Origin of the sequence: Aeromonas sp. s11 (assembly GCF_040907945.1) — a bacterium.
GTDB lineage: Bacteria > Pseudomonadota > Gammaproteobacteria > Enterobacterales > Aeromonadaceae > Aeromonas > Aeromonas veronii.
Genome location: NZ_JBFOCU010000062.1, coordinates 75,598 through 97,083 on the forward strand (window position 1 = coordinate 75,598; position 21,486 = coordinate 97,083).

Annotated in this window: 17 protein-coding genes; 7 read left to right on the forward strand and 10 right to left on the reverse strand. The window is 58.5% G+C overall.

Features of this window, described 5'->3' with window-relative positions; all coding sequences use genetic code 11:
* The first annotated feature begins 57 nt into the window (after positions 1 to 57).
* From AB5Y84_RS18880 to AB5Y84_RS18890, 3 genes are all read left to right on the forward strand, one after another.
* Positions 58 to 1,359, forward strand: coding sequence for a PAS domain-containing methyl-accepting chemotaxis protein (locus AB5Y84_RS18880; protein WP_270660335.1), 1,302 nt, complete (start codon positions 58 to 60; stop codon positions 1,357 to 1,359).
* A 180-nt stretch (positions 1,360 to 1,539) separates the two neighbouring features.
* The gene (locus AB5Y84_RS18885; RefSeq protein ID WP_005334841.1) at positions 1,540 to 2,094 is read left to right on the forward strand and encodes a DUF3332 domain-containing protein; all 555 of its coding nucleotides are present in this window, start codon (positions 1,540 to 1,542) and stop codon (positions 2,092 to 2,094) included.
* A gap of 87 nt (positions 2,095 to 2,181) precedes the next feature.
* Positions 2,182 to 3,555, forward strand: coding sequence for an HD-GYP domain-containing protein (locus tag AB5Y84_RS18890; RefSeq protein WP_139463454.1), 1,374 nt, complete (start codon positions 2,182 to 2,184; stop codon positions 3,553 to 3,555).
* A gap of 75 nt (positions 3,556 to 3,630) precedes the next feature.
* On the opposite strand, the gene AB5Y84_RS18895 is transcribed toward AB5Y84_RS18890, so the two are convergent.
* The 6 genes from AB5Y84_RS18895 to AB5Y84_RS18920 all read right to left on the reverse strand — a co-directional run bounded on the left by AB5Y84_RS18895 (position 3,631) and on the right by AB5Y84_RS18920 (position 9,531).
* Positions 3,631 to 4,689, reverse strand: a complete 1,059-nt coding sequence (locus tag AB5Y84_RS18895) for an FUSC family protein (RefSeq protein ID WP_279498583.1) — start codon at positions 4,687 to 4,689, stop codon at positions 3,631 to 3,633.
* A gap of 62 nt (positions 4,690 to 4,751) precedes the next feature.
* On the reverse strand, positions 4,752 to 6,515 hold the full coding sequence (locus AB5Y84_RS18900) for a bifunctional molybdopterin-guanine dinucleotide biosynthesis adaptor protein MobB/molybdopterin molybdotransferase MoeA (protein WP_127006736.1): 1,764 nt from the start codon (positions 6,513 to 6,515) through the stop codon (positions 4,752 to 4,754).
* The gene (gene mobA, locus AB5Y84_RS18905; protein WP_368177557.1) at positions 6,512 to 7,156 is read right to left on the reverse strand and encodes a molybdenum cofactor guanylyltransferase MobA; all 645 of its coding nucleotides are present in this window, start codon (positions 7,154 to 7,156) and stop codon (positions 6,512 to 6,514) included. The genes AB5Y84_RS18900 and mobA overlap by 4 nt, the downstream gene beginning before the upstream one ends.
* A complete protein-coding gene (locus AB5Y84_RS18910; protein ID WP_368177558.1) occupies positions 7,128 to 7,823 on the reverse strand; it encodes an energy-coupling factor ABC transporter ATP-binding protein in 696 nt (231 codons plus the stop codon). Before AB5Y84_RS18910 ends, mobA begins: the two co-directional genes overlap by 29 nt.
* 34 nt (positions 7,824 to 7,857) lie before the next feature.
* Positions 7,858 to 8,559 carry an ABC transporter permease gene (locus tag AB5Y84_RS18915; RefSeq protein WP_019446238.1) on the reverse strand — a complete coding sequence of 234 codons (702 nt, stop codon included), beginning with the start codon at positions 8,557 to 8,559 and terminating at the stop codon, positions 7,858 to 7,860.
* Positions 8,560 to 8,688: 129 nt separating this feature from the next.
* The gene (locus tag AB5Y84_RS18920; RefSeq protein ID WP_368177559.1) at positions 8,689 to 9,531 is read right to left on the reverse strand and encodes a substrate-binding domain-containing protein; all 843 of its coding nucleotides are present in this window, start codon (positions 9,529 to 9,531) and stop codon (positions 8,689 to 8,691) included.
* A 255-nt stretch (positions 9,532 to 9,786) separates the two neighbouring features.
* Here AB5Y84_RS18920 and AB5Y84_RS18925 point away from each other — a divergent pair, with 255 nt between their 5' ends.
* Positions 9,787 to 11,142, forward strand: a complete 1,356-nt coding sequence (locus AB5Y84_RS18925) for a sigma-54 dependent transcriptional regulator (protein ID WP_019446240.1) — start codon at positions 9,787 to 9,789, stop codon at positions 11,140 to 11,142.
* A 25-nt stretch (positions 11,143 to 11,167) separates the two neighbouring features.
* On the forward strand, positions 11,168 to 13,270 hold the full coding sequence (locus AB5Y84_RS18930) for a cache domain-containing protein (RefSeq protein WP_368177560.1): 2,103 nt from the start codon (positions 11,168 to 11,170) through the stop codon (positions 13,268 to 13,270).
* Between the two features lie 79 nt (positions 13,271 to 13,349).
* On the opposite strand, the gene AB5Y84_RS18935 is transcribed toward AB5Y84_RS18930, so the two are convergent.
* From AB5Y84_RS18935 to AB5Y84_RS18950, 4 genes are all read right to left on the reverse strand, one after another.
* Complete coding sequence (locus AB5Y84_RS18935) at positions 13,350 to 14,216, reverse strand: helix-turn-helix transcriptional regulator (RefSeq protein WP_013723539.1); 867 nt, start codon at positions 14,214 to 14,216, stop codon at positions 13,350 to 13,352.
* A gap of 15 nt (positions 14,217 to 14,231) precedes the next feature.
* The gene (locus AB5Y84_RS18940; protein ID WP_088868728.1) at positions 14,232 to 15,089 is read right to left on the reverse strand and encodes a formate dehydrogenase accessory sulfurtransferase FdhD; all 858 of its coding nucleotides are present in this window, start codon (positions 15,087 to 15,089) and stop codon (positions 14,232 to 14,234) included.
* Between the two features lie 85 nt (positions 15,090 to 15,174).
* Entirely contained in the window at positions 15,175 to 16,596 is a 1,422-nt protein-coding gene (locus AB5Y84_RS18945; RefSeq protein WP_368177561.1) for a hypothetical protein, read from the reverse strand.
* Positions 16,593 to 19,523, reverse strand: coding sequence for an AAA family ATPase (locus AB5Y84_RS18950; RefSeq protein WP_257725197.1), 2,931 nt, complete (start codon positions 19,521 to 19,523; stop codon positions 16,593 to 16,595). Before AB5Y84_RS18950 ends, AB5Y84_RS18945 begins: the two co-directional genes overlap by 4 nt.
* A 706-nt stretch (positions 19,524 to 20,229) precedes the next feature.
* Here AB5Y84_RS18950 and AB5Y84_RS18955 point away from each other — a divergent pair.
* The gene (locus tag AB5Y84_RS18955) at positions 20,230 to 20,808 is read left to right on the forward strand and encodes a DUF3305 domain-containing protein (protein WP_257725196.1); all 579 of its coding nucleotides are present in this window, start codon (positions 20,230 to 20,232) and stop codon (positions 20,806 to 20,808) included.
* The gene (locus AB5Y84_RS18960; protein WP_257725195.1) at positions 20,801 to 21,394 is read left to right on the forward strand and encodes a DUF3306 domain-containing protein; all 594 of its coding nucleotides are present in this window, start codon (positions 20,801 to 20,803) and stop codon (positions 21,392 to 21,394) included. The genes AB5Y84_RS18955 and AB5Y84_RS18960 overlap by 8 nt, the downstream gene beginning before the upstream one ends.
* The last annotated feature ends 92 nt before the right edge of the window (positions 21,395 to 21,486 follow it).

Genomic DNA, 21,486 nt, shown 5'->3' on the forward strand with positions numbered 1-21,486 from the left:
CTAAAGTTCATGCAGATGTGATGTAGTTGTAAACAGGTAACAGAGGGGCAGGGCAAGATGTTCAACTTCAAACTCAAAGCGGAATTACAAGCGTGTCAAATGCAGTTGGCCCAGGCCCAGGCATTTATTGATGCAGTAAAAGTCGGTGTCGCTACCATCAGTTTCACACCAAGTGGCGAGATCCTCGAGGCGAACCCGCTGTTTCTGAGTGTGGTGGGCTATAGCGAGCAGGAGGTGATTGGTAAACACCACCGGATCTTTTGTGATGCCCACTACGCCCAGTCATCCTCCTATGCCCAGTTTTGGGAACAGTTGCGTCAGGGGCATTCCCACAGTGGCATCTACCAGCGCATTGACAAACATGGCAGGGAGTTGTGGCTGGAGGCTACCTACTTCCCGGTCAAGGTTGAGGGCAAGGTGGTCAGGGTCGTCAAGATAGCCTCCGATATCACCGAGAGTTATCAGCAGTTGAGTCGTCAGAAAGCGATCATCTCGGCACTCGATCGGGCACTCGCCATTATCGAGTTCACCCCCAAGGGGGAGATTGTGACGGCCAATCAGAATTTCCTCTCCTGCGTCGGTTACTCCCTTTCGCAGCTCAAGGGGCAGCATCACAGGCTGTTTTGCGATGAGAGCTTCTATCGCGAGCAACCTCACTTCTGGGACGATCTGGCCCACGGCCAGCTCAAGTCGGGGCTGTTCAGTCGTCGTGACAGCCACGGCAACGAGATCTGGCTGGAGGCTACCTACAACCCCATCAAGGATGAGAGCGGCAAGGTGGTCAAGGTGATCAAGTTTGCCAGTGAGGTGACAGAGCGGATCAAGCGCGCCCAGGCAGTGAGCGAGGCGGCCAACATAGCCCAGACCATTTCGCAGGAGACCACCCGCTTTGCCGAAACCGGGTCTGAACTGCTGGCGGCATCGGTTGCCATCTCTAGCGCCATTTCCGAACAGGTGAGTCGCACTTCCGGCCTGATTGGCCAGCTCAATGAGCAGTCGAAAAGCATTGAAGCCATTGTCTCTACTATTAGTAGCATTGCCGAGCAGACCAATCTGCTGGCCCTTAACGCAGCCATCGAGGCTGCCCGGGCCGGCGATCAGGGGCGCGGCTTTGCGGTGGTGGCCGACGAAGTACGTCAGCTGGCTGCGCGCACCTCCCTCTCGACCGGCGAGATCGCCAGCGTGGTTCAGAAAAACCGCGAACTGACGGCCCAGATCACCGGCAACATCAATGAGGTGGCCACCAGTGCCCAGCGTGGCAAGGAGCAGATCGGCGAGGTGAGTGGCGTGATGTCACAGATCGAGCAGGGCGCCATCAATGTGACCGAGACAGTCTCCAATCTGGCCATCGGCTCCTGACGGTTATTGATTGTTGAATGAAGCACCGATCGGATGATAATCCCATCGGTGCTTATTTATTGCGCACTTGATATGCCAATCTGAACCCCTCCTGTATCGTCCTGCCATTGTGAATTGTCCTCTTCTGGCCCCTTGATTAGGCTTGCCGCCTCATTCATTTCAGAGCAGGAACAGAACACGATGGCATTACAACAGAAGGGGCGGGCAATGGCCCTGCTGGTTATGGTCGCGAGCATGGGGCTGGGCGGCTGTATGGGGCAGATGGGGCTTTCCGGCATGGTCACCAAGGGCAACCTGAGCGTGGTGGATAACCGCTACGCTCGTGCCGGGGTCTTTATGCTGCTCTCCCCTGTCTACGGTCTGGCCGCGACCGCTGACCTGTTTGTGTTCAATACCATCGAGTTCTGGTCTGGCAAGAACCCCATCACCGGCAAATCTCCGGCTGTGGTGGACATGAAAGCCAATCCGGTGATCAAGGTGAACCAGCATCTGGATCCGGCCCTCAAGAAGGTGCCGTTGGCCATGCTGCCACAAGGGGTGCGCGAGGTGGAGATCAGCTACCCGGACGAGCATACCGCCCAGATGGAGGTGCACTATCTGGATGGCCGCCGCAGCATGATGCGTGGCGAGAAGCGTGGCGAGTTGATGGATATCTACTTCGATGGCCGCTTTGTCTCTACCCTGAGCCGCGCAGAGCTGGAAGAGCGGGCTAATCAGGGCAAGGCTGCTGCCTAAATTCAACTGAATCCAGATCGATCTAGCTTCAGATGGGGTATACCTAATCTGCTGGCAAAATCGCCATGATGTCTAAGGGAGTAGACTATGACGGTGAATGGATTGCGATTAGCGGAGTTGATTGGTTCCCTCAGTCATGCGCTCGATATGACTGAGGGGCAACCAAGAGGACACTGCATTCGCTGCTGCTGGATAGGTTCCCGTCTGGGGGAGCGGCTGGGACTGGACGCCCGGCTGCGCCATGATCTCTACTACACGCTCCTACTTAAGGATCTTGGGTGCAGCAGCAATGCCGCCCGCATCTGCGAGCTCTATCTCACCGACGATCTTCACTTCAAACGCGATTTCAAACTGGTGGATGGCTCCCTCTCCGAGGTAGTCAACTTTGTGCTGGGCCACACCGGCTTGCAGGCGGACCTGCTGGGACGTTTTCGCAGCCTGTTTCATATCTTTCGCAACGGTGACCAGATTGCCAACGAACTGATCCAGACCCGCTGTCATCGGGGGGCGGATATCGCTCGCCAGTTGCGTTTCAGTGACGAGGTGGCCGATGGCATCCTCTCCCTCGATGAGCACTGGAATGGCAAAGGTCGGCCCCTGCAACTGGCTGGCGAGGCGATCCCGCTCTTCTCGCGCATTGCCCTGCTCTGTCAGGTGGTGGATGTGTTTCACGCGGCAGCAGGCCCGGATGCGGCGCTCAAGGAGCTGCGCGAGCGCAGCGGCAGCTGGTTTGATCCGGCACTGGTTCGGGAATTTGAAGCGCTGGCCGACGAGGAGTTCTGGCAAGGGCTGGCCGATCCCCGACTGACCGAATGGGTCCTGGTCCACCCGGCCGGACAGGGGGAGGTAGCGCTGGATGAGGATTATCTGGACGAAATCGCGGCGGCCTTCGGGCAGGTGGTGGACTCCAAAAGCCCCTACACCGCGGGTCACAGCGGCAGAGTGGCGCTCTATACCGACATTCTTGCCACCCAGATGGGGTTGTCCGAACCGCGTCGACGCTGGCTCAAGCGGGGAGCCCTGCTCCATGATGTGGGCAAGCTCGGGGTGAGCAACGCCATTCTCGACAAGCCGGGCAAACTCGATGCGCAGGAGTGGGCGGCGGTGCAGATGCATGCCGCCTACACCGAGGAGATCCTGAGCCGCATCGGCGCCTTCGAGGAGTTGGCACAAGTGGCGGGCGCCCACCATGAGCGGCTCGATGGCAAGGGCTACCCCAAGGGGCTGAAAGGGGACGAGATTACCCTTGAGACGCGCATCATCACCACAGCCGACATCTTCGATGCCATCACCGCCAAGCGCCCCTATCGCGGCGCCATCCCTGTGCCGCAGGCGCTGGAGATGATGGCGGAGAACCTGGGCACTGCGATAGACCCCGACTGTTTTGCCGCCCTGCAGGCGGGTATTCAGGATTTCTCCCTCTACCTCACCACCGAGCAGCCGCTGGCCAATGCCAGTTAGAGTTGCTGATCAACGGCCCAAACGGCCAGTCAGACAGCAAAACGCCCCGCAACAGCGGGGCGTTTTGCATTGGGTCTAGTCGGGCTGCTTGCGATGGGGCGGGGTGAGGATCAGCCCCAGCAGGCGGCGCAGGTGGGTGAGCTGCTCGGTCAGCTGGACGTTGAGCCAGAGGTAGCCATTGATGGCTGCCTCTGCGTTGGGCGGCAGCGATACCTGGGTCGCCACCTCGTGCAGGTGGGCGATGGCGGCATCGGCCCCGCGACCGTCGCCGGTTTGCATCATCAGGGCAAGCTGGTTGATCGCTTCCTCGGTGGCCAGATGGCAGGCTTGCAGCTCAGCCGTGCTCTGCATCAGGAAGTGGCTCTCCCGATCGTTCCAGTAGGTGTTGGCCAGCATCTCAAGAGTGCAGAGGGTGTTGCGCATGGTGACCTGCACCGCATCAAACAGGGCGACGCTGTGGCGTGTCTCCTTGGCCGCAGGGGCCAGCAGTGCCCGCAGTTTGCCGGTCTGTGCCAGCAGCTGGGAGAGATTGTGCTTGAGGCGCGGGCGCTCCAGCACATTGGGGGAGAGGTGAGTGTGATAGAGCCGCCCCGACTGCTGCAGGATCTGGTGCAACTGCAGCCGCCAGTGGCTGTAGGCACGCTGGGGATAGATGCTGCAAAAGAGCAGCGCCAGCAGGGAGCCCAGTATCACGTCGGCACTGCGCCACAGCGCCGTCTCGATATCCCCCGGCATGGCCCCCATGGTGACTCCCAGGGTGATGCCGATCAGCAGCCCCACATAGGGGCGCTTGCCGAGGGCCAGATAGCCGCAGAGGAACATGATGCACCCGCACCAGATCAGGGTCAGCGGTAGCGAGTAGATCTCGAGATAGAGCGCCACCACCCCGCAACTGGCGCCGAAGATGGTGCCCACCACCCGCTGCAGGGCGCGGGAGAGCACATTGCCCCAGAACGAGATGGGGCCCATCACCACCACCAAGGTTATCAGCGGCCAGGTGCTCTCCGGCAGTTTCAGCTCGCGGGTCAGCAGAAAGGTGAGCATGAAGGCGAGCGCAATGCGCAGGCCATGGACGATCCGGTAGCGGCCATAGACCAGCAGATCGAGTCGGGAGAGGGGGGCATCAAGACGCACGGTCTGCCTCCTGTCAGGTGGGTGACGGGGCGGCGTGCATCCGGCCGACGCCCCGTCGGGATTTAGGCCAGTCGTCCCTGCAGGGGGTGGATCCAGACCCGCTCGCCAACGGCGATCCCGGGTTGATCCGGTACGATTTCAATCAGACAGTTGGCATCGGCCATGGAGCTGAGAATGCCCGAGCCCTGTGGCCCTGTGGTGCGCACCCGCAGCTGGCCGTTACGGTCCTGATGGAAGATGCCGCGCAGAAACTCGGTGCGCCCCGGGCGGCTCTTCATCTTCTCGTCTGCCAGTGCCGAGAGGCGCAGCGGCTGCCACCGCTTGCCTTGCAAGCGGGCGATGGCTGGCTCGACAAACTGCAGCACGCAGATCATCGCCGCCACCGGATTGCCCGGCAGGCCGAAGAAGGGGGTCTGCCCCAGCTTGCCAAAGGCGAGCGGGCGGCCCGGCCGCATCTGGATGCGCCAGAAATCGATCTGGCCCAGCTCCGCCAGCACCAGCTTGATAAAGTCGGCATTGCCCACCGAGACTCCGCCCGAGCTCAGCACCAGATCGGCGCTGGCGGCGGCCTGCTCCAGCTGCTGGCGCAGAATGGTCTTGTCATCGGGAATGATGCCAAGGTCCATCACCTCGCAACCAGCGGCGCGGATAAGGGCCATCAGGGTGAAGCGGTTGCTGTCGAAGATATGGCCGGGGGCGAGCTGCTCGCCCGGGGCCTGCACCTCGTCGCCGGTACTGAACAGCGCCACTTTCAGCGGGGTGCGCACAGTGAGACTGGCTTGACCGAGTGATGCCGCCAGCCCCAGCTGGGGGGCACCAAGCCAGGTACCGGCCGGGATGGCGACCGCGCCCTTGGCGAGATCTTCGCCGGCGAGGCGCACATTCTGCCCCGCCCGGATCGGGGCGGTGACCGTGACCCACTCACCTTCAATCAGCGTCTCTTCCCGCATCACCACGGTATCCACACCGGGGGGCAGCGGAGCGCCGGTCATGATCTGCACCGCCTGACCGGCCAGTACAGGCTCGTGGCGCTGTTGGCCTGCCAGCACTTCCCCCACCAGTTGCCAGCGACCGGCGGCGAGATCATCGCTGCGAAGGCCAATGCCATCCATCGCCGAGTTGGCGTGGGGGGGCACATTGATGGGGCTTATCAGATCGGCGGCCAGCACGGCGCCGTGGCACTGGGCCAGCGGTTTGTCGCTGCAGGCCGTGCTCGGGGTGAGGGCCGCCAGAATGGCATTGCGGGCCGCCTCTACCGAGAGAAAGCCCTTGCCCGCCTCAGGCTCCTTGCTCTGGCAGCCGTCAAGCCAGCGGCAGACGAAGTCGGCGATAGCCGCCAGATCGTTGATATCTAGTCGGGGCAGGCTTGTCTGCTGTTGTTCGCCACTCTGTTGTGGCTGATCGCTTGCCAGCGCGATGATGTCGCTGTCTTCGGGGAAGAGCAGCGGCTTGCCAATCTCGGCGCGGTGCAGCTCGATTTTCGGGAAGTGCTCGTGCTTGAACCCCTCGACCAAGAGCAGGTCGAGCTCTGTCTGATCGAAGCTGGCCAGCAGCTGGCGAAAATCGGCTTCGGCCAGCTCGGTTTCAATGATGCGAGCATGACGGCGGCGGGAAGCCACCATCATCTGCTGGGCACCCGCCTTGCGCAGGCGGTAGCTGTCCTTGCCCGGCTGGTCGATATCAAAGTCGTGGTGGGCGTGCTTGAGCACCCCGATGCGCAGGCCGCGATCCACCAGCAGGGGGATCAACTGCTCCAGCAAGGTGGTCTTGCCGGTGCCGCTCCAGGCGGCGAAGCCGAGCAGGGGAAGAGTGGGGGCCGGGGTCATGAGGTGACTCCTTGTTGGGGGTCGATAGCCGGGGCAAGCAGACGGGCCTCGTAGGCGGCCAGCTCGTCCGGGCTATTGAGATTGATAAAGGCATCCGGCTGATCGGCAAAGCTCACCACCGCCATATTGTGGCGGGCAAACCAGATATCGATTTTGCGCTCCCCCTCTGCCAGTGCGGCGGTGAGGGAGGGGAGCAAGGATTTGTGCAGCAGGGCCACCACGGGTTGCAGCCAGTCGCCATCGTGGGCCACTACCAGCTCGGTATCCGGGGTCAGGGCGGCGCGAAAGCGGCTCATCAGATCCAGCGGCAGGGCGGGGCCATCGCAGGGAACGAACAGCACCCAGTCGTGACGGGCGGCAGCAAGACCTGCCTGCATGCCCGCCAGCGGGCCGAGATAGTCGTTGTTGTCATCGCTGATGACCGGAGCCAGCGTCTGATAGCGGGCCTGACTGCGGTTGGCGTTGATCAGCACCTCATCCACCTGGGGGCGCAGGCGCGCCAAAACATGGTCGATAAGAGGGCGTCCCGCCAGTGCTACCCATCCCTTGTCTTCGCCCCCCATCCGGGTGGCGCGGCCTCCTGCCAGGATCACTGCTGATACGGCAACGGGATCAGAGTGGCTGTCGCTTTTTGAAGTCATGTCGCTCGATGATTTTTAAAGGGGTCGTCTCTTGCAGCTGGCCACGGGCGAGGGTCCATTGCCGCTCGCACAGGGAGGTCAATGCGTTGCTCTGGTGGCTGATGACGACCAGGCCGCTGCCATGTTCCCGCAGATCTTGCGCCAATGCGGCCATCAGGGCAACCGAATGTGTGTCCAGATTGGCGGTGGGCTCATCCATCAGCAGAAAGGCCGGTTGCAGCGCCCAGGCGCGCGCCATCGCCAGTCGTTGCCGTTCGCCACCCGAGAGGATGCTGATGTGCTCCCGCGCCAGCCCTTCCAGCTCGACCCGGCGCAGCGCCTCGAATACCCGGATCTCGCTGCCGAGTTGTTTATCCAGCGCCCAGGCCACGTTGTCGTGCACCGTGCGATCGAACAGATAGGGGGTCTGGTGCAGATAGGTGACCCGGCCCGGCCCCAGATCCCGCTTGAGCAGCCGGTTGAGCCGCTGTTGCCAGCGCCCCGGCAGATTGGTGTGGCCGCGGGTAGGAGCCAGCAGCCCCGCCAGGATTTTGAGCAGAGTGGTCTTGCCCACCCCGTTGGCTCCATGCAGCCAGATGGCGTCTCCCGCCGCGATGGAGAGGCGCTCAATCTCGAACAGCTGGCGCTCGCCAAAGCGCATCGTCAGCTGGTGGGCGGTCAGGGCCATGGGGTACTCCTGTTGATACACAGTGGGGGCATGGTCAGTTCTTCAGATAGCTGTGGCCGCGACAGGCCGTCAGCAGCAGGTTGAGCAAGAGGGCGAGGGTGAGCAGCACTATGCCGAGCGCCACCCCCTGGGTGAAGGCCCCTTTCTGGGTTTCCAGCGCGATGGCGGTGGGGATGTTGCGGGTGAAGTGCAGGATATTGCCCCCCACCATCATGGAGCAGCCCACCTCGGTGACGATGCGGCTAAAGGCGCCGATGATGGCGGCCAGCAGGCCAAAGCGGCACTCGTGCATCAGGCCGATCAGCGCCTTGGGCCAGGAGACCCCCAGGGTCAGGGCGGTCTCCCAGGCACGCCGGTCGCTCTGGACAAACGCCGCGTGGGCCATAGTGGCGATCACCGGGAAGGCGATCAGCATCTGCCCCACCACCATCGCCTGCTGGGTAAAGAGCAGCTTCCAGTCGCCAAAGGGGCCGGCCCGCGACAGCAGCATGTAGAGCAAGAGGCCAATCACCACGGTCGGCACCGATTGCAGGGTATTGATGCAGGAGAGCCAGAGCCAGCGGCCGGGCAGCGGCAGATAGGCCAGGGCAAAGCCCAGCAGCAAGGCAGGCAGCAGCACCAGCAGCAGGGCGATACAGGAGACGGAGAAGGAGACCCCCACCACCTGCCACAGTTCGGTGTCACCACTGAACAGCAGGGCGAGGGCCGCCAATGTCGTGTCGATCAATGTCGGCATCAGACCTCTTTCTTATCGTGCAGGGCGAGGGCCGTCAATACGGTCATGTCAAGCAGGGTCGGCATCAGGCGCCTCCCTCAGCGAACCGGGGGAGGGCCATCAAGGTCATCGCAGGGGTCAGGGTTGCCATTATTTCCCGTTGGCATCCGCCACAAACAGCGCCTGACCCGCCACCTTGAAGTCGCCGATCAATTTCTGGCCATGCTCGGAGACCAGCCAGTTCTTCAGGGTGCGGGCCCCTTCGGTGTTGAGATCCGGGTAGCGCTTGGGGTTGACCAGGATCACCTGATAGGGGTTGAACAGGCGCTTGTCACCCTCCAGCAGTACGGCGAGATCCAGCTTGCTCTGGTAGGCGAGCCAGGTGCCGCGGTCGGTCAGGGTGTAGGCACCCAGCTCCGAGGCCATTGTCAGGGTCGGGCCCATCCCTTGGCCGATGGATTTGTAACCGGCAAACTCGGGTTTGACGTCAGCGGCTTGCCACAGGGTCTTCTCCTTGATGTGGGTACCGGACTCGTCACCGCGGGAGATAAAGGTCTGGCCCTTATCCTTGATGGCTTGTAGCCCCTTGGCCGCGTCGTGCAGTTTGCCGAGACCCGCCGGATCTTTCGCCGGGCCGACGATAACGAAGTCGTTGTACATCAGGTGTACCGGCTCGATGCCAAAGCCCGCATCGACGAACTTCTTCTCGGCAGAGGGGGCGTGGGTCATCACCAGATCCGCATCGCCATTCTCGCCCATCTTCAGGCTCTGGCCGGTACCGGCCGCCATTACCTGCACCGGATAACCGGTCTCCTTGGTGAACTGGGGCAGCAGCCAGCCCAGCAGACCGGACTGCTCGGTGCTGGTGGTGGTGGCGAGGCGGATCGGCGCTTTTGTGGCATTAGTATCCGCTTCGGCGTGGGCCGCACCGACGATCAGCAGGCTGGCGGCGAGGGAGAGGGCAAAACGTTTGAGATGGGTTTTGATCGTCATCGTGATGCAACTTTTTTCAGGGTGGATGAGGAGAGGGCAAGAGTAAGCAAGCAGGGTGCCAAACTGTTCCTTTGCCGCTGCATTCACGGTTTGCCGTTTAAAAACAGAAGCTTATTAGAATCAATTAGGTGAGCTTGTTATCGCTTTTAATAATTGGTGTTGGTGCTTTTGATACGGTAAGGACAAAATGTCCCACTAAGGTTCCGGTTATCGGGACATTCACCGACCGTACGTGCATCCGAGGTACTTTTTTCCATGACACTCCCTCCCAGCCGCTGGTCTGCCCTCTCCCTGCTTATCGTTGACGATGAGCCCGGCATGCGCAGCTTTCTGGCCAAGGCGCTGGCCAAGCGCTTCGCCCAGATTGAGACTGCCGCCAGCGTGGAGGAGGCGGAAGCCCTGCGCTGCCGCCTTCACTTTGACCTTATCATCGCCGACATCCGGCTGCCGGGGCGCTCCGGCATCGAGTGGCACGAAGCCATCGACCCGGCCACTCGCCGCAGCGACATCATCTTCATGACCGGTTTTGGCGATATGGAGACCGCCCTCAAGGCGCTGCGCCTCGGCGCCAGCGACTTTATCCTCAAGCCATTCAACCTCGATCAGATGGTGCAGGCGGTGGACAGAGTCATCGAGCGCCGCCAGATGGAGCGGGAGAACCTGCTGCTGCGCCGGGAGGTGAGCAAGCTCTTCCCGCCCACCCTGATTGGCGACAGTGCCAAGACCCGCGAGCTCAAGACGCTCATCGCCAGAGTAGCCCCCTCCAATGCCGCCGTATTGGTGGAGGGGGAGTCCGGCACAGGTAAGGAGTTGGTGGCCCGCGCCCTGCATCAACTTTCCGGCCGTATGGGGGCCTTTGTGCCCCTCAACTGCGCCTCTATCGCGCCGGAGCTTTTGGAAAGCGAGCTGTTCGGCCATGTGCAGGGGGCCTTTACCGGCGCCCGCAAGGGGCGCGACGGCCTGTTTCGGGTCGCCCATCAAGGCACCCTGTTTCTCGACGAGATCGGCGAAATGCCGCTCGCCATGCAGGCCTCCCTGCTGCGGGCACTGGAGCAGAAGGCCATCCGCCCGGTCGGTGCCGAGCGCGAATTGGCGGTGGATGTGCGCATCGTCGCCGCCACCAACCGCAACCTCAAGGCCGAGGTGGAGGCGGGCCGCTTTCGCGAAGATCTCTTCTATCGCCTCAACGTGGTGGCGCTGCCGGTCGCCCCGCTGCGGGAGCGGATCGACGATATCCCCGCGCTGGTACACCACTTTACCCGCCAGCTCACCGCCGAGATGGGGATGGGCTCCTTGAGCTGGACCCACGAGGATGTGGTAGCGATGCAGGCCTACCCCTGGCCCGGCAACGTGCGGGAGCTGCGCAACCTCATCGAGCGCTGCCTGCTGCTGGGCAAGCCCCCGGCGGATTACTGGCAGAGCAGCAAGCCCGCCGAACCGGGGGCGAGCGAGGAGGGTTATCCGCTGGCGTGGCCGCTGGCGGAGGTAGAAAAAGCCCACATCCTGCAGGTGGTGGCCAGCCATGATGGCAACAAGTCGGCCGCTTCCCGGGTGCTCGGGGTGGCGCGCAAGACGCTGGATCGCAAATTCAAGGAGTGGGCCATCGAATGAGGAAGGCTGACTGGATGGGGTGGCGATGAAACTGACCCTGCTCTCCCGCTGCATGCGCGCCCTGTTGCCCCGTTGCGTGCGCACCAAGGTGCGCTGGCGCCTGCTGCTGCTCACCTCGGTACCCATCATGCTCACCCTGGTGGGCATGATCGCGCTCACCCTCTACTGGACTCTCACCTACAGCTGGCAGAACCTGCTCACCACGGTGCGCAGCGATCTCGGGGTGGCCCACCACGCCATCACGGTGCAGCAGCAGCGCCAGACCGAGCATCTCGAGCATCTGCGCGATGCTTGGGCCTTTCAGCTGCGGCTGCGGGAATCGCCGGATCAGCTGCATGACTGGGTGATGCCGCTGGCGGCCAACTATGGTCTCGATTTTCTGCGCTTGCGCCGTGGCCCCGAGCTGGATCAGCTGACGGCGCAGGAGCGTGCCGCCCTCACGGCCGGGCGCAGCGTCAGCCACTTCGTGGTCTGGTCGCAGCAGGAGATGCTCGCCCTCTCTCCGCAACTGGCCAAACGGGCCGTGCTGTGGCAGCGGGATGGCACCAGGGTGGTGGAGGACAGGGGGCTGATCAGCCTGTCACTGACCCCTGTGATGGGCCGCGACGGCTCCCTTTGGGCGGTGCTGGAGGGGGGCGAGCTGATCAACGGCAGCACCCGGCTGGTGGATGAGCTCAAGGGGCAGGTGTTTGCCAAAAATACCCTGCCGGATGGCAGCGTTGGCACCGTCACCCTGTTTCTCGACGATCTGCGGGTGAGCACCAACGTACCGGTCAGCAGTAGCCGTCAGGTGGGCCGGGCGGTGGGCACCCGGGTCTCGCCGCCAGTGCGCGAACAGGTGCTGGGGCGAGGGGAGATGTGGGTTGACCGCGCCTTCGTTCACGACGCCTGGTATGTCTCGGGTTACGAGCCGCTGCTGGGAGCCAGGGGCGAGCGGCTCGGCATGCTCTATGTGGGCTTTCTCGAGTGGCCCATCATCCGCACCTACCTCACCAATCTGGTGGAGCTGGGCTCCGGCGTGGTGCTGCTGTTGCTGCTCTCCGGCCTGCTGGTCTATCGCGGCGCGCGGGATCTCTTCTCCCCCATCGAGCGGATGCACAAGGTGGTGCGGCAGGTGCAGGCCGGGGAGTCGGCTCGAATCGGCCCGCTGGCGCTCGATCCCGACCACGAGCTGGCCCAGCTCGGTCGCCAGTTCGACGCCATGCTGGACAGGCAGGAGGCGCACCAGCAGCAGATGGCCCGCAGCGCCGACGAGCTGGAGCATAAGGTGGCCGAGCGCACCCAAAGCCTCGAGCTCAAGACTGCCGAGCTGGAAGATCATATCCATATGCTGACCGAGGCGCGCCAGCAGCTGCTGATCAGCGAGAAGCTGGCGGCCCTTGGGGAGCTGTCGGCCGGGGTGGCCCACGAGATCAACAACCCGCTGGCGGTGATCCTCGGCAATGTGGAGCTGATGAAGCTGGAGCTGGGAGAGGCGGCCGAGCCGGTCAGCGAGGAGCTGGCGCTGGTGCTGGCCCAGATCGAGCGCATTCGCGCCATCACCCGCAGCCTGCTGCAATATTCGCGCCCCGGCGATTACGAGACCGCACCTGTGTGGCAGCACCTCAATCCCATCATCGAGGAGAGCCTGACCCTGGTGCGCTCCGCCCTGCGTCAGCAGCAGGTGGAGCTGGTGGCCGATCTCAGGGCCCAGCAGCCCATCGAGGCGGATCGCCAGCAGCTATTGCAGGTGCTGATCAACCTCCTGGTCAACGCCAGCCACGCGCTGGGGGAGCAGGGGGAGATCCGGGTCGAGAGCCGTGACTGGGTCGATGAACTGGGTCAGCTGCGCGGGGCCGAGGTGCGGGTGATCGACAACGGTAGCGGCATCGAGGCGGCCATTATCGACAAGATCTTCGATCCCTTCTTCACCACCCGCGCCACCGGCACCGGACTGGGGCTGGCCCTGAGTCACCGCATCATCAGCCGCTGGGGTGGGGAGCTCTTGGTGGACTCCACCCCGGGGCAGGGGAGCTGCTTTACCGTGCGGCTGCGCAGCCACGCCCTGCTGCCAAGCGGCAGCGAGCCCGCGAAACTGGAAGGGTGGCGCATCGCCCTCAATGCCGAGGGTCGTGAGACAAGCGATTGATGTTGTTATAAAAAGGCCGTTATAAAAACAGCCCGTCAACATGGTTGACGGGCTGTTTTGTCGGTGGGTGAGTGGTTATTTACTGCGGGCTCCACACCAGCTTGCCGCTTTGGGTCAGGTCATAGCCGCCGAGGCGGGCCGCCAGCTCGCGTCCCTCGGGGGATTGCAGCCAGCCGATCAGCTGTTGCAGCAGGGTGCGAAAGAAGACCCCCTGCGGCATCACTAGATCGAAGCACTCCTGCGACAGCGGCATAAAGCCGAGGCCAAACTCGGTGGCGGTGCTCTGGGCGCCGGGCCCGACATCCGCATCGCCGCGGCTGATGGCGGCAGCCAGCTCCCGCTCGCTGTTGACCTCGAGGGTGCGCTCCAGCCGGGTCAGCGACTCTCCCTGCGTTTGCAGCCACTCCTGCAGGGCGCGCTGGCTGCCGGCCCCCTCCTGGCGCATGGCCCAGCGCCAGTCGAGCGCCTCTTTCGCCTCTTTGGGTTGCAACCCCTGGCGCAGCACCAGCCCCTGCACCCGCCTGAATCCATGAACGATCACCCATTGCCGGTGGCCCTGATACTGCTGCACCAGCGCCGGGTGGCGCAGGTGCGCCTCCTCGGCCTGCCCCCAGTGGATGGCGCAGAGATCCACATGGCCGCGCGCCAGCATCGCCAGCCCCTGTCGGGTGCCGCACGGGGTGTAGCCCACCAGTGCCTGGGTGCCGAGCTGCTGTGCCAAGCGGCTGCTGGCGTAGTGCAGCAGCACATCGTCCGAGCCCGCCAGCAGCAGCCGGTCGTTCATCACCCCCTCGTGGCAGCTGCCGAGCAGCCAGCGGTCGAGCAGGGAGCGGGGAAACAGCCACTTGCCGGTCGCCTTGGTGGCGGGGATGCGCGCCTCGTTGGCGAGCTGGTAGACCTTCTTCTCGTTGAGATCGAGGTATTCCGCCACCTGCTTCACGTTCATAAACTCATTCATGGCTTAGTCCCGCATCCCGCGACCGGCCGGACTGGGCGCCAGCACCGGCGGCTTCTCGTCCAGCACCATATGGTCGTGACCGCTGAATACCTCGAAGTGGCGCCCCTTGGCGCGGGCAATCATGGTGATGCCGAGCTGGCGGGCGAGATCCAGCCCCATCTGGGTGACGCCGGAGCGCGACAGCAGCACCGGAATCCCCATCTGCGCCACCTTGATCACCATCTCCGAGGTGAGCCGCCCGGTGGTGTAGAAGATCTTGTCGTGGCCACTCTCGCCGCGCATCCAGAGCTCGCCCGCCAGCGTATCCACCGCATTGTGGCGCCCCACATCCTCGACAAAGGAGAGGATTTCGCTGCCGCGACAGATGGCGCAGCCATGCACTGCACCGGCCATCTTGTAGGTTTCGTTATGGGCCGACAGGGCTTTCAGCAGGGCGTAGAGGGTGCTCTGTTTAAGCTCCGGCGCCGCCAAGACCACCCCTTCGAGCTTCTTCATCACACTGCCATACATGGTGCCCTGACCGCAGCCTGAGGTGACCGTCTTCTTCTCCAGCGACTTATCGAGATCGTCGGCCTGCTGGCTGCTCACCACGGCGGCGGCCTCGCTCTCCCAGTCGACAATCACCGACTCGATGGCCGAAATATCCTCGATAAAGCCCTGATTTTTCAGATAACCCAGCACCAGCGCCTCGGGGCGGGCCCCCAGCGTCATCAGGGTTACTATCTCCTTCCAGTTGAGGTAGACCGTCAGTGGCCGCTCGCAGGCGATTTGGCGGGTGTTCATCGTGCCCTGTTCATCCATCACCTCGACGGCCATGGTGAGCTGGGCGGCAGCATTGCTTTTGATAAAGGTCGGTGTCATGGGCCCCTCGCGACCGGTTGCCGGGATCTAAGGGGAGGGACACAGCAAGTTTTGTTCCAGATTGTTTTTGGGCGAAATTCTCCTTTTATGGGGTCGACTCTTTTTGTGCTAGTTTAATGGCTTTCCAATTGTAACGATCTTTGGACTTATCCCACGCCATAACACGCAAAACCGATACCCTAGACTCGTTAGCCACATCGCCAATCAAAAATGACGGTACAAATGTGTCCTCTACAAAGCCAAACCCTTTCGCAGAAATACGCAGCTCGCCTTCAACAGTACCCACATCCTCTAGCTTAATTGACTGGCATGGAACCGATGCTACAACTTCCTTCTCATTACCATTTGCGGATAGGGACAATTCAACATAGTCACCTGTTTGAGGCTTCTGATTGCTTTTATGTACTCCCATCCTCACCGACCAGTGGGTGGTTTTATTCACAAAGACTTGAAAGCCCTTCTCTGACTTGTGAATACTCTCAATGACTCCAATCACTTTCTCGGTTGGACCATAGAGATATTCGATAGCGTCTCGGCAAAGAGAGGTTAAAAATGCTTTCAGGTCACTTTCATTAACGTTGGCGTTATACCATGGTTGAGCCATCAACTGCTCAAGCTCGGGTTTTACTTTCCATCCGTGGCTTTGGTATGCCTGCAATGCCGTTTTTAAACACATGGATGCTTCTGCGACTTGCTGATTGGCAAGCAACAACGGGATCGCGCCCTGAAGCAACTTCAAACTGAAAGTAACCTCATGCGCCGAGATGATCCCTTTGGCAAAAAATTTCAGCGCAAAATTAGGGTCTTGTTGCTGATAGCTTGCTGCCAGCGCTCCCCAAGCCCAGGCTTCTTTCTGTTTTTTCCGTAAAATGGGCAACAACAATTCACGAGCCTGGTCATATTGACCGGCAACGATTAAGCACCTTGATTGATCGTAATCGAGCCAAATCAAGTGCTTTGTATCAGATACTTGCTGACGGGCAAGCTTGATAAAACACAGAACTTGATTCAGATCCAGCTGCCAAAAATCGTGTGCGCGCAGCCAGGCATGCGCAATTTGCCGAGCAGTAGTGAGCATCAAGCTGGGCACTTCACCATTCTCAGATTGAAATGGCTGCTTGGCTTCCGCATCAAACAGCGAACCTTGGTGGCGCAGAACAAAATGAATTAATGTGGGGAACCACTCAAGATTCTTTTTGAACTGAACCAACAGCATCTTGTATTCCAACCCACCAGTTGGAATGTCAAATGTCACTATGGTTTGCAGCAAGCTTTCAATAGACTCAAACTCGAAATCACTGGGTCGAAAATTATTCGAAGACGCGGCACGTTTTGATATCTTAAGTTGATGCTGCTTTATAAACTCATAACACACCCAAAATAATGCACCTTTAAGATACGCATCTTGCGGAGACTGTTCCAGCGCCGCAAAACCAACATTCCACGCTTCTTGCAAATGACCTGCTTTACGCAAGTTTGTAACGGTACGGAAAGGCTGCTCATTCATGCTATAGCCCCAATTTTATCAATTACCTCATCCATCAATCTGGTGGAATTACTTAACTGTGACATTTTTACTGTTTTTTTAAACTGGTAAGAATTGTTATAAAAAATATCTATAACCGCCAACTCGTTTTCGCGTTGAAAGTAATACCGCTCACAAAATTCACGTGATTTAATTTTAGTAACTGCCACATCTTCTTCGATTAATTGAGAAGAAATATATTCATAAAGCTCTTTCAAACATGGATGTGAAAACGTGATACCTCCATCAGACTTTGGTTCAGGCAAATCTAACAGCGTCCCCTCCAGTGGTGCCAACAAAGTCATCAACTCTGTGTCAAATCCACCTTGCCCAAGACTGTTCACGTGAGAAATTTTCCAACTACCCTTATAAATAAAACTAATTGAAGCCTGTTCATTACCTCGCTTGAAAATGTAGCGTTCTTGATGGTCGTAATGAAGTACATCTACAATCGAAATCCCGGTACCATCAACCCCCGCTTTTACACATTGATAGAGACGCTGTAATTGCGGTTTGTCACTACGAAAAATGAATGTGTCCACTGGTTCAGGGCCCACTGGCCTTTGAACGATATCTTTGTTGTCATTTGTTGGTTTTTCCGGGGGGAGTTCAGGAGTAGCATCAGGTTTTACCCGAGGTTCTCCAGGCCACAGCGAGATATTTGGTGGATCCATTACATACAAGGTTTCAGATGCACGTGTTATTGCAGTGTACAACCAACGAAAGTACTCTTTTGTTAACTTTTTATGGTGGGTCTGGCACTGCAAAAACACATTTTTCCACTCACTCCCTTGCGCTTTGTGTCCTGTGATAGCGTAGCCGAATTTAATTTTAAAGGCATTAAAATAAGGGTCTTGCAATAATGCAACCCTCCTCTTTTGTTCATTGCCCTTACGTTTCAGCTCAGGATTTCTATTTAGAAAATGTACATAGATTGCTTTATGCTCATCTGACGACAAGGCCGGATCATCATTATAAAGTAGATTCTCTATGACTTTGGCCTCAAAATAAAATGGCTCACCGAAATCATTACGAAACCCCAGAATCACATCTCTAAAACTTAGATCAACCTTCCTTTTAACCATTTGGCCAGTATCGCCTTTCACGCTAATAATAACGCTGACTAATTCAGGGTGCGGTGATATAACCTCTTTTATCATACCAAACTCGCCATTAGTAATAGTGGCGTCAGGTCGATAATGATTCGCTACCGAAATAACTTTATCGCCTCTGGCCATCTCCTGCTGACCGTCGAAAAACTGTTCACGAATGAGTCGATTATATTCACCAACCTGTCGGTTTGAAGAGGCAATGATTACACTCTCTCCTGTTTTACCTATTTTCCCATCGCAGGTCTCTAAAAACGCATTGAGAAGATTATCGGGATATAGTTGACATACGTCTTCATTATTCACAACGAATTGCAATTTATTGAAGACCTTTTGCTCTAGCCCATCGCGTAGCATAGCTGCATTGACCAATACACCACTGTTAGCTCTTTGGCGTACAACTTCAGTTAAACACCCTGAGACAACCTTCAGTTGATAGTTCTTGCTGAGATAAAAAGCATCAAGTGCTGGTGAGGTATTCATACCTACAGGTGGCAACTGCGCATTGTCACCAATAAAAATAATCTTCTTATTATGATCGTTATGGTCAAAATTGATGAATTTGAGCAAGTCTCTTAATAAATAACCTGAACCAAACTGGAAAAACTCACCATCCGAATATTTATCAGACACCATGGAGGCTTCATCAATGATGTAAACCGCTTCTGCAGTATCGACGTTAACCTTTAACTCTGCATAACAGCGGTAAGTTTCAGACCCATCAATCCCATCGACCTTAAACTCTTTTATGTTCTCGTAATTATAAATGGCCCGATGTATTGTGCAGGCTGCTTGCATGGTTTTATCTGAAATAACCTTGGCCGCCTTACCCGTAGGCGCCATAATTTTGAACTCACGGCCTATTTTATCCAAATACTGTGTGATGCCTTTGGTAATAAATGTTTTACCTGTACCGGCATAGCCGTTCAACAAAAAAACATTTTGATTAGGATCTTTCAGAAAGTCATTGACTTGATTTACAACTTTTCTCTGGCTTGATGTCAGTGTTACATCTTCAAAGCAGTCAAAGATATCGATATTTCGGCGAGTCAGCTCCATATCCAGATCGAAGCTTGATGCCGATGACATACTTGCTTGCTTAAACTCTTCGCGCAGTTGATAGTTTGACACAGCCTGCTGTGAAGCCATTAAATCTTTTTGTTTCTGCTCAAGCGCTATCTGCAGTAGTGCTTGCTCTTTATTTACATTCGAAAGCGCATCGTTTTTAGCACTCAGCTCGGCTAACAATACCGTTGTCTTTTGTTCAAACGTTTCTTGATTGGCAGCCAACTTTGCCTTTAGCTCAGACTCACGAGTTGCAAGCTCTTGCTGCTGCAGCAATAATTCTGCTTGTAAAGATGCGGCAATATCGATCGGCTGTACTGGATTAACAAACTCGGGAGGAAAAATCGTCTCATTAAGAATGGTCTGCGCGTACCAACGGGCAATAAGAAAAGCCTCTTTGATCAGCCAAAATGTCTCATCTATGGAAATATCAACTGTTCCACTAGCAGAATGAGCGGCCTTATTACCATTGAAGCGAATTGTATCTAACTTAGTCAAAATACTGCGGTCACCAACGACATTCTTAAACTCGTCATCTCGCAGACGATTATATAAGTCATCTCGTTCTGGTGGCGTCAACGCCAAGCTACTGTAAATATCACCAACGATGACCTCAACAAAACACCGAAGTTTAACCAACGCCGCTTGTCTGTCGTTATGGCAATACAGTTCCGCACTGCAGCCAAGTTGTGCAAGTGCGGGTTGAATTTTTTCAAGAAAGGTAAAATTACTCATTATTCCCTCAACTCAAATTCATCGGTCATCAGTCTGGTCAGCAAGCTATCACCAAGTTGGTCGGTACGCGCAGGGCTCTTGCCATCATCCTGCTGGACAAACGGTGACGGCTACCCGCTTGTCACTCGTCGAGTTGCTGAGTGATTGAGCCCAGTCTGCTGCGTTAACCTGTGAGATAGCAATCCGTACTGCCATGGTGTTATCCCCAAAGAGGATGGTTATTTGGCTATGTTAGTGGTGGCCTAGGCGCGTTGAAAAGTGTGTTTTAGCCGAAATCTGCCTAGGATCACCCACAGGGCGTCCGCATGAACGTTTATTGAGCTCATCTCGTATGTTGGGCTAAAGTGTAGGTTGGTGCTGAACGAAGTGAAGCCCAACGTTTACCGTGGAATATTTCAAAAGCAATAATCGGATAATTCAGTGTTATTCGGTTATTGCCATCCCTTTTGATTAGACTCTGGCGGATTGGTTTTACTCCGCATGTTGGGCTTCGCTGCGCTCTGCACCAACCTACGCCCGCACCAACCCATGTCCTGGACGACGCCCCAACCCGCATCAAAGCACCTATTAACCACCAAACCTGCCTTGGCCCCACTCTTGCTAAGTCTTATCCCATTGATGGCCGTGGCTGCCCTTAATCCCCTGCTCTGATCTGCCTCGAACGGGGTGGATCACGGGGGGAGGGCGGCCCGGCCGAGACCTTCTGATGGGAGCCGTGACAGTGCAAGACACCACCAATACCTTGCCCCCGCAGCGCTGGCTGCAACTGGAGTTAAAGGCCATCGACAGCCAGGTTGGCCGCTGGCAGAGCCGCCGTTTCGAGATTGCGGCGCTTCATCCCGCCGAACCCGAGGCCGCTGGTGCGCTGCCTCTTACCCTGTTTCGCGATGAGCGGGGGGATTATCGCTTCAATTTGAGCTCCGGCTCGCCCCGCCTGTTTGTCACCGGAAGCCGCGTGGACAATGGCTTTGTGGCCGATGGCCTCACCCTGAGCCAGACCGTGGCCGCCGCCTATATGGATGGCGAGCGGCAGGTGCTCTCCTGCCCGCTGCCCGAGGCGCTGCAAGCCTGGGTGGAGGCCTTTATCGGTCGCCACGGCGAGCTGCTGGAGGCCCGCCGCAAGGGCAAGAAGGGCAAGGGACGGGCGCAGGATCAGCTTGGTGTCGATACGGTAGATCAAGCCAGCTGCGGCGCCGTTAAAGCCACCGGCCCCGATGGCCGCGAGCGTGGCAGCGACGCCGGAGTCAGTGCCGGAAACAAGGCCGGAAACAGCGCTCATGAGTGAGTTCCTCAAGCGCTGGTCGTCTCGCAAGAGCGAGGCGCGCAAGCATCAGGCATTGCAGCCACGGGAAGAGGCCATACCCGAGGCGGTTGCAGCCCCCATCGAAGGCAGTGGCGAAGCTGAAAATCCAGATACTGCACTGGATAGCCCCGTAGTCAGCACTGACAAGGGGAGCTGTGAATCCCTTGCCGTTGAGGGGGCCGAGAGTGGCGAACCGCCGCTAACAACAGCCCAGCCGGGCAAGCCAAAACTTCCTGACAAGGAGGCGCTGCGGGCCATGTTTCGCAGCCACAAGCCGGATGGACTCGACGACTACACCCAGGATTTTAGCCAGCCCGAATTGCTGCCTGCGGCCCTGACCGTTGGGCTGCGCAACTGGTTGGTGGATCAGGTAACCGCGCCGGAGAGCGAATCGGTCAATCCGGCCAGCGGGTCTGCTGAACCGGTGGCGGTTGTCAGCGAACCTGCCGCCGACGAGCTGGCTGATAACCATTCTCAAACCCACACCGATGATCGGGACATTTTGGTTTCCTGTGATGGACAAAATGTCCCAGCCAAAGGTGGGGGAATGGAACCCTCAGGATCCTGACTCCCTGTCAGTCACTTTTTTCCCGGGGGAGTTGGCTCGCCTCTTGCTCTCTCGGCTTACCAACAAGCGCCCATCCCATGAGGTGGCGCGCG

Excerpts from the sequence above, each read along its gene's own strand:
- AB5Y84_RS18890 (WP_139463454.1), top strand. The coding sequence starts at position 2,182 with ATGACGGTGAATGGATTGCGATTAGCGGAGTTGATTGGTTCCCTCAGT.
- AB5Y84_RS18950 (WP_257725197.1), bottom strand. The coding sequence starts at position 19,523 with ATGAGTAATTTTACCTTTCTTGAAAAAATTCAACCCGCACTTGCACAA.
- AB5Y84_RS18935 (WP_013723539.1), bottom strand. The coding sequence starts at position 14,216 with ATGAACGTGAAGCAGGTGGCGGAATACCTCGATCTCAACGAGAAGAAG.
- AB5Y84_RS18940 (WP_088868728.1), bottom strand. The coding sequence starts at position 15,089 with ATGACACCGACCTTTATCAAAAGCAATGCTGCCGCCCAGCTCACCATG.
- AB5Y84_RS18915 (WP_019446238.1), bottom strand. The coding sequence starts at position 8,559 with ATGCCGACATTGATCGACACGACATTGGCGGCCCTCGCCCTGCTGTTC.
- AB5Y84_RS18920 (WP_368177559.1), bottom strand. The coding sequence starts at position 9,531 with ATGACGATCAAAACCCATCTCAAACGTTTTGCCCTCTCCCTCGCCGCC.
- AB5Y84_RS18910 (WP_368177558.1), bottom strand. The coding sequence starts at position 7,823 with ATGGCCCTGACCGCCCACCAGCTGACGATGCGCTTTGGCGAGCGCCAG.
- AB5Y84_RS18960 (WP_257725195.1), top strand. The coding sequence starts at position 20,801 with ATGAGTGAGTTCCTCAAGCGCTGGTCGTCTCGCAAGAGCGAGGCGCGC.
- AB5Y84_RS18955 (WP_257725196.1), top strand. The coding sequence starts at position 20,230 with ATGGGAGCCGTGACAGTGCAAGACACCACCAATACCTTGCCCCCGCAG.
- mobA (WP_368177557.1), bottom strand. The coding sequence starts at position 7,156 with ATGACTTCAAAAAGCGACAGCCACTCTGATCCCGTTGCCGTATCAGCA.
- AB5Y84_RS18945 (WP_368177561.1), bottom strand. The coding sequence starts at position 16,596 with ATGAATGAGCAGCCTTTCCGTACCGTTACAAACTTGCGTAAAGCAGGT.
- AB5Y84_RS18900 (WP_127006736.1), bottom strand. The coding sequence starts at position 6,515 with ATGACCCCGGCCCCCACTCTTCCCCTGCTCGGCTTCGCCGCCTGGAGC.
- AB5Y84_RS18930 (WP_368177560.1), top strand. The coding sequence starts at position 11,168 with ATGAAACTGACCCTGCTCTCCCGCTGCATGCGCGCCCTGTTGCCCCGT.
- AB5Y84_RS18885 (WP_005334841.1), top strand. The coding sequence starts at position 1,540 with ATGGCATTACAACAGAAGGGGCGGGCAATGGCCCTGCTGGTTATGGTC.
- AB5Y84_RS18925 (WP_019446240.1), top strand. The coding sequence starts at position 9,787 with ATGACACTCCCTCCCAGCCGCTGGTCTGCCCTCTCCCTGCTTATCGTT.
- AB5Y84_RS18880 (WP_270660335.1), top strand. The coding sequence starts at position 58 with ATGTTCAACTTCAAACTCAAAGCGGAATTACAAGCGTGTCAAATGCAG.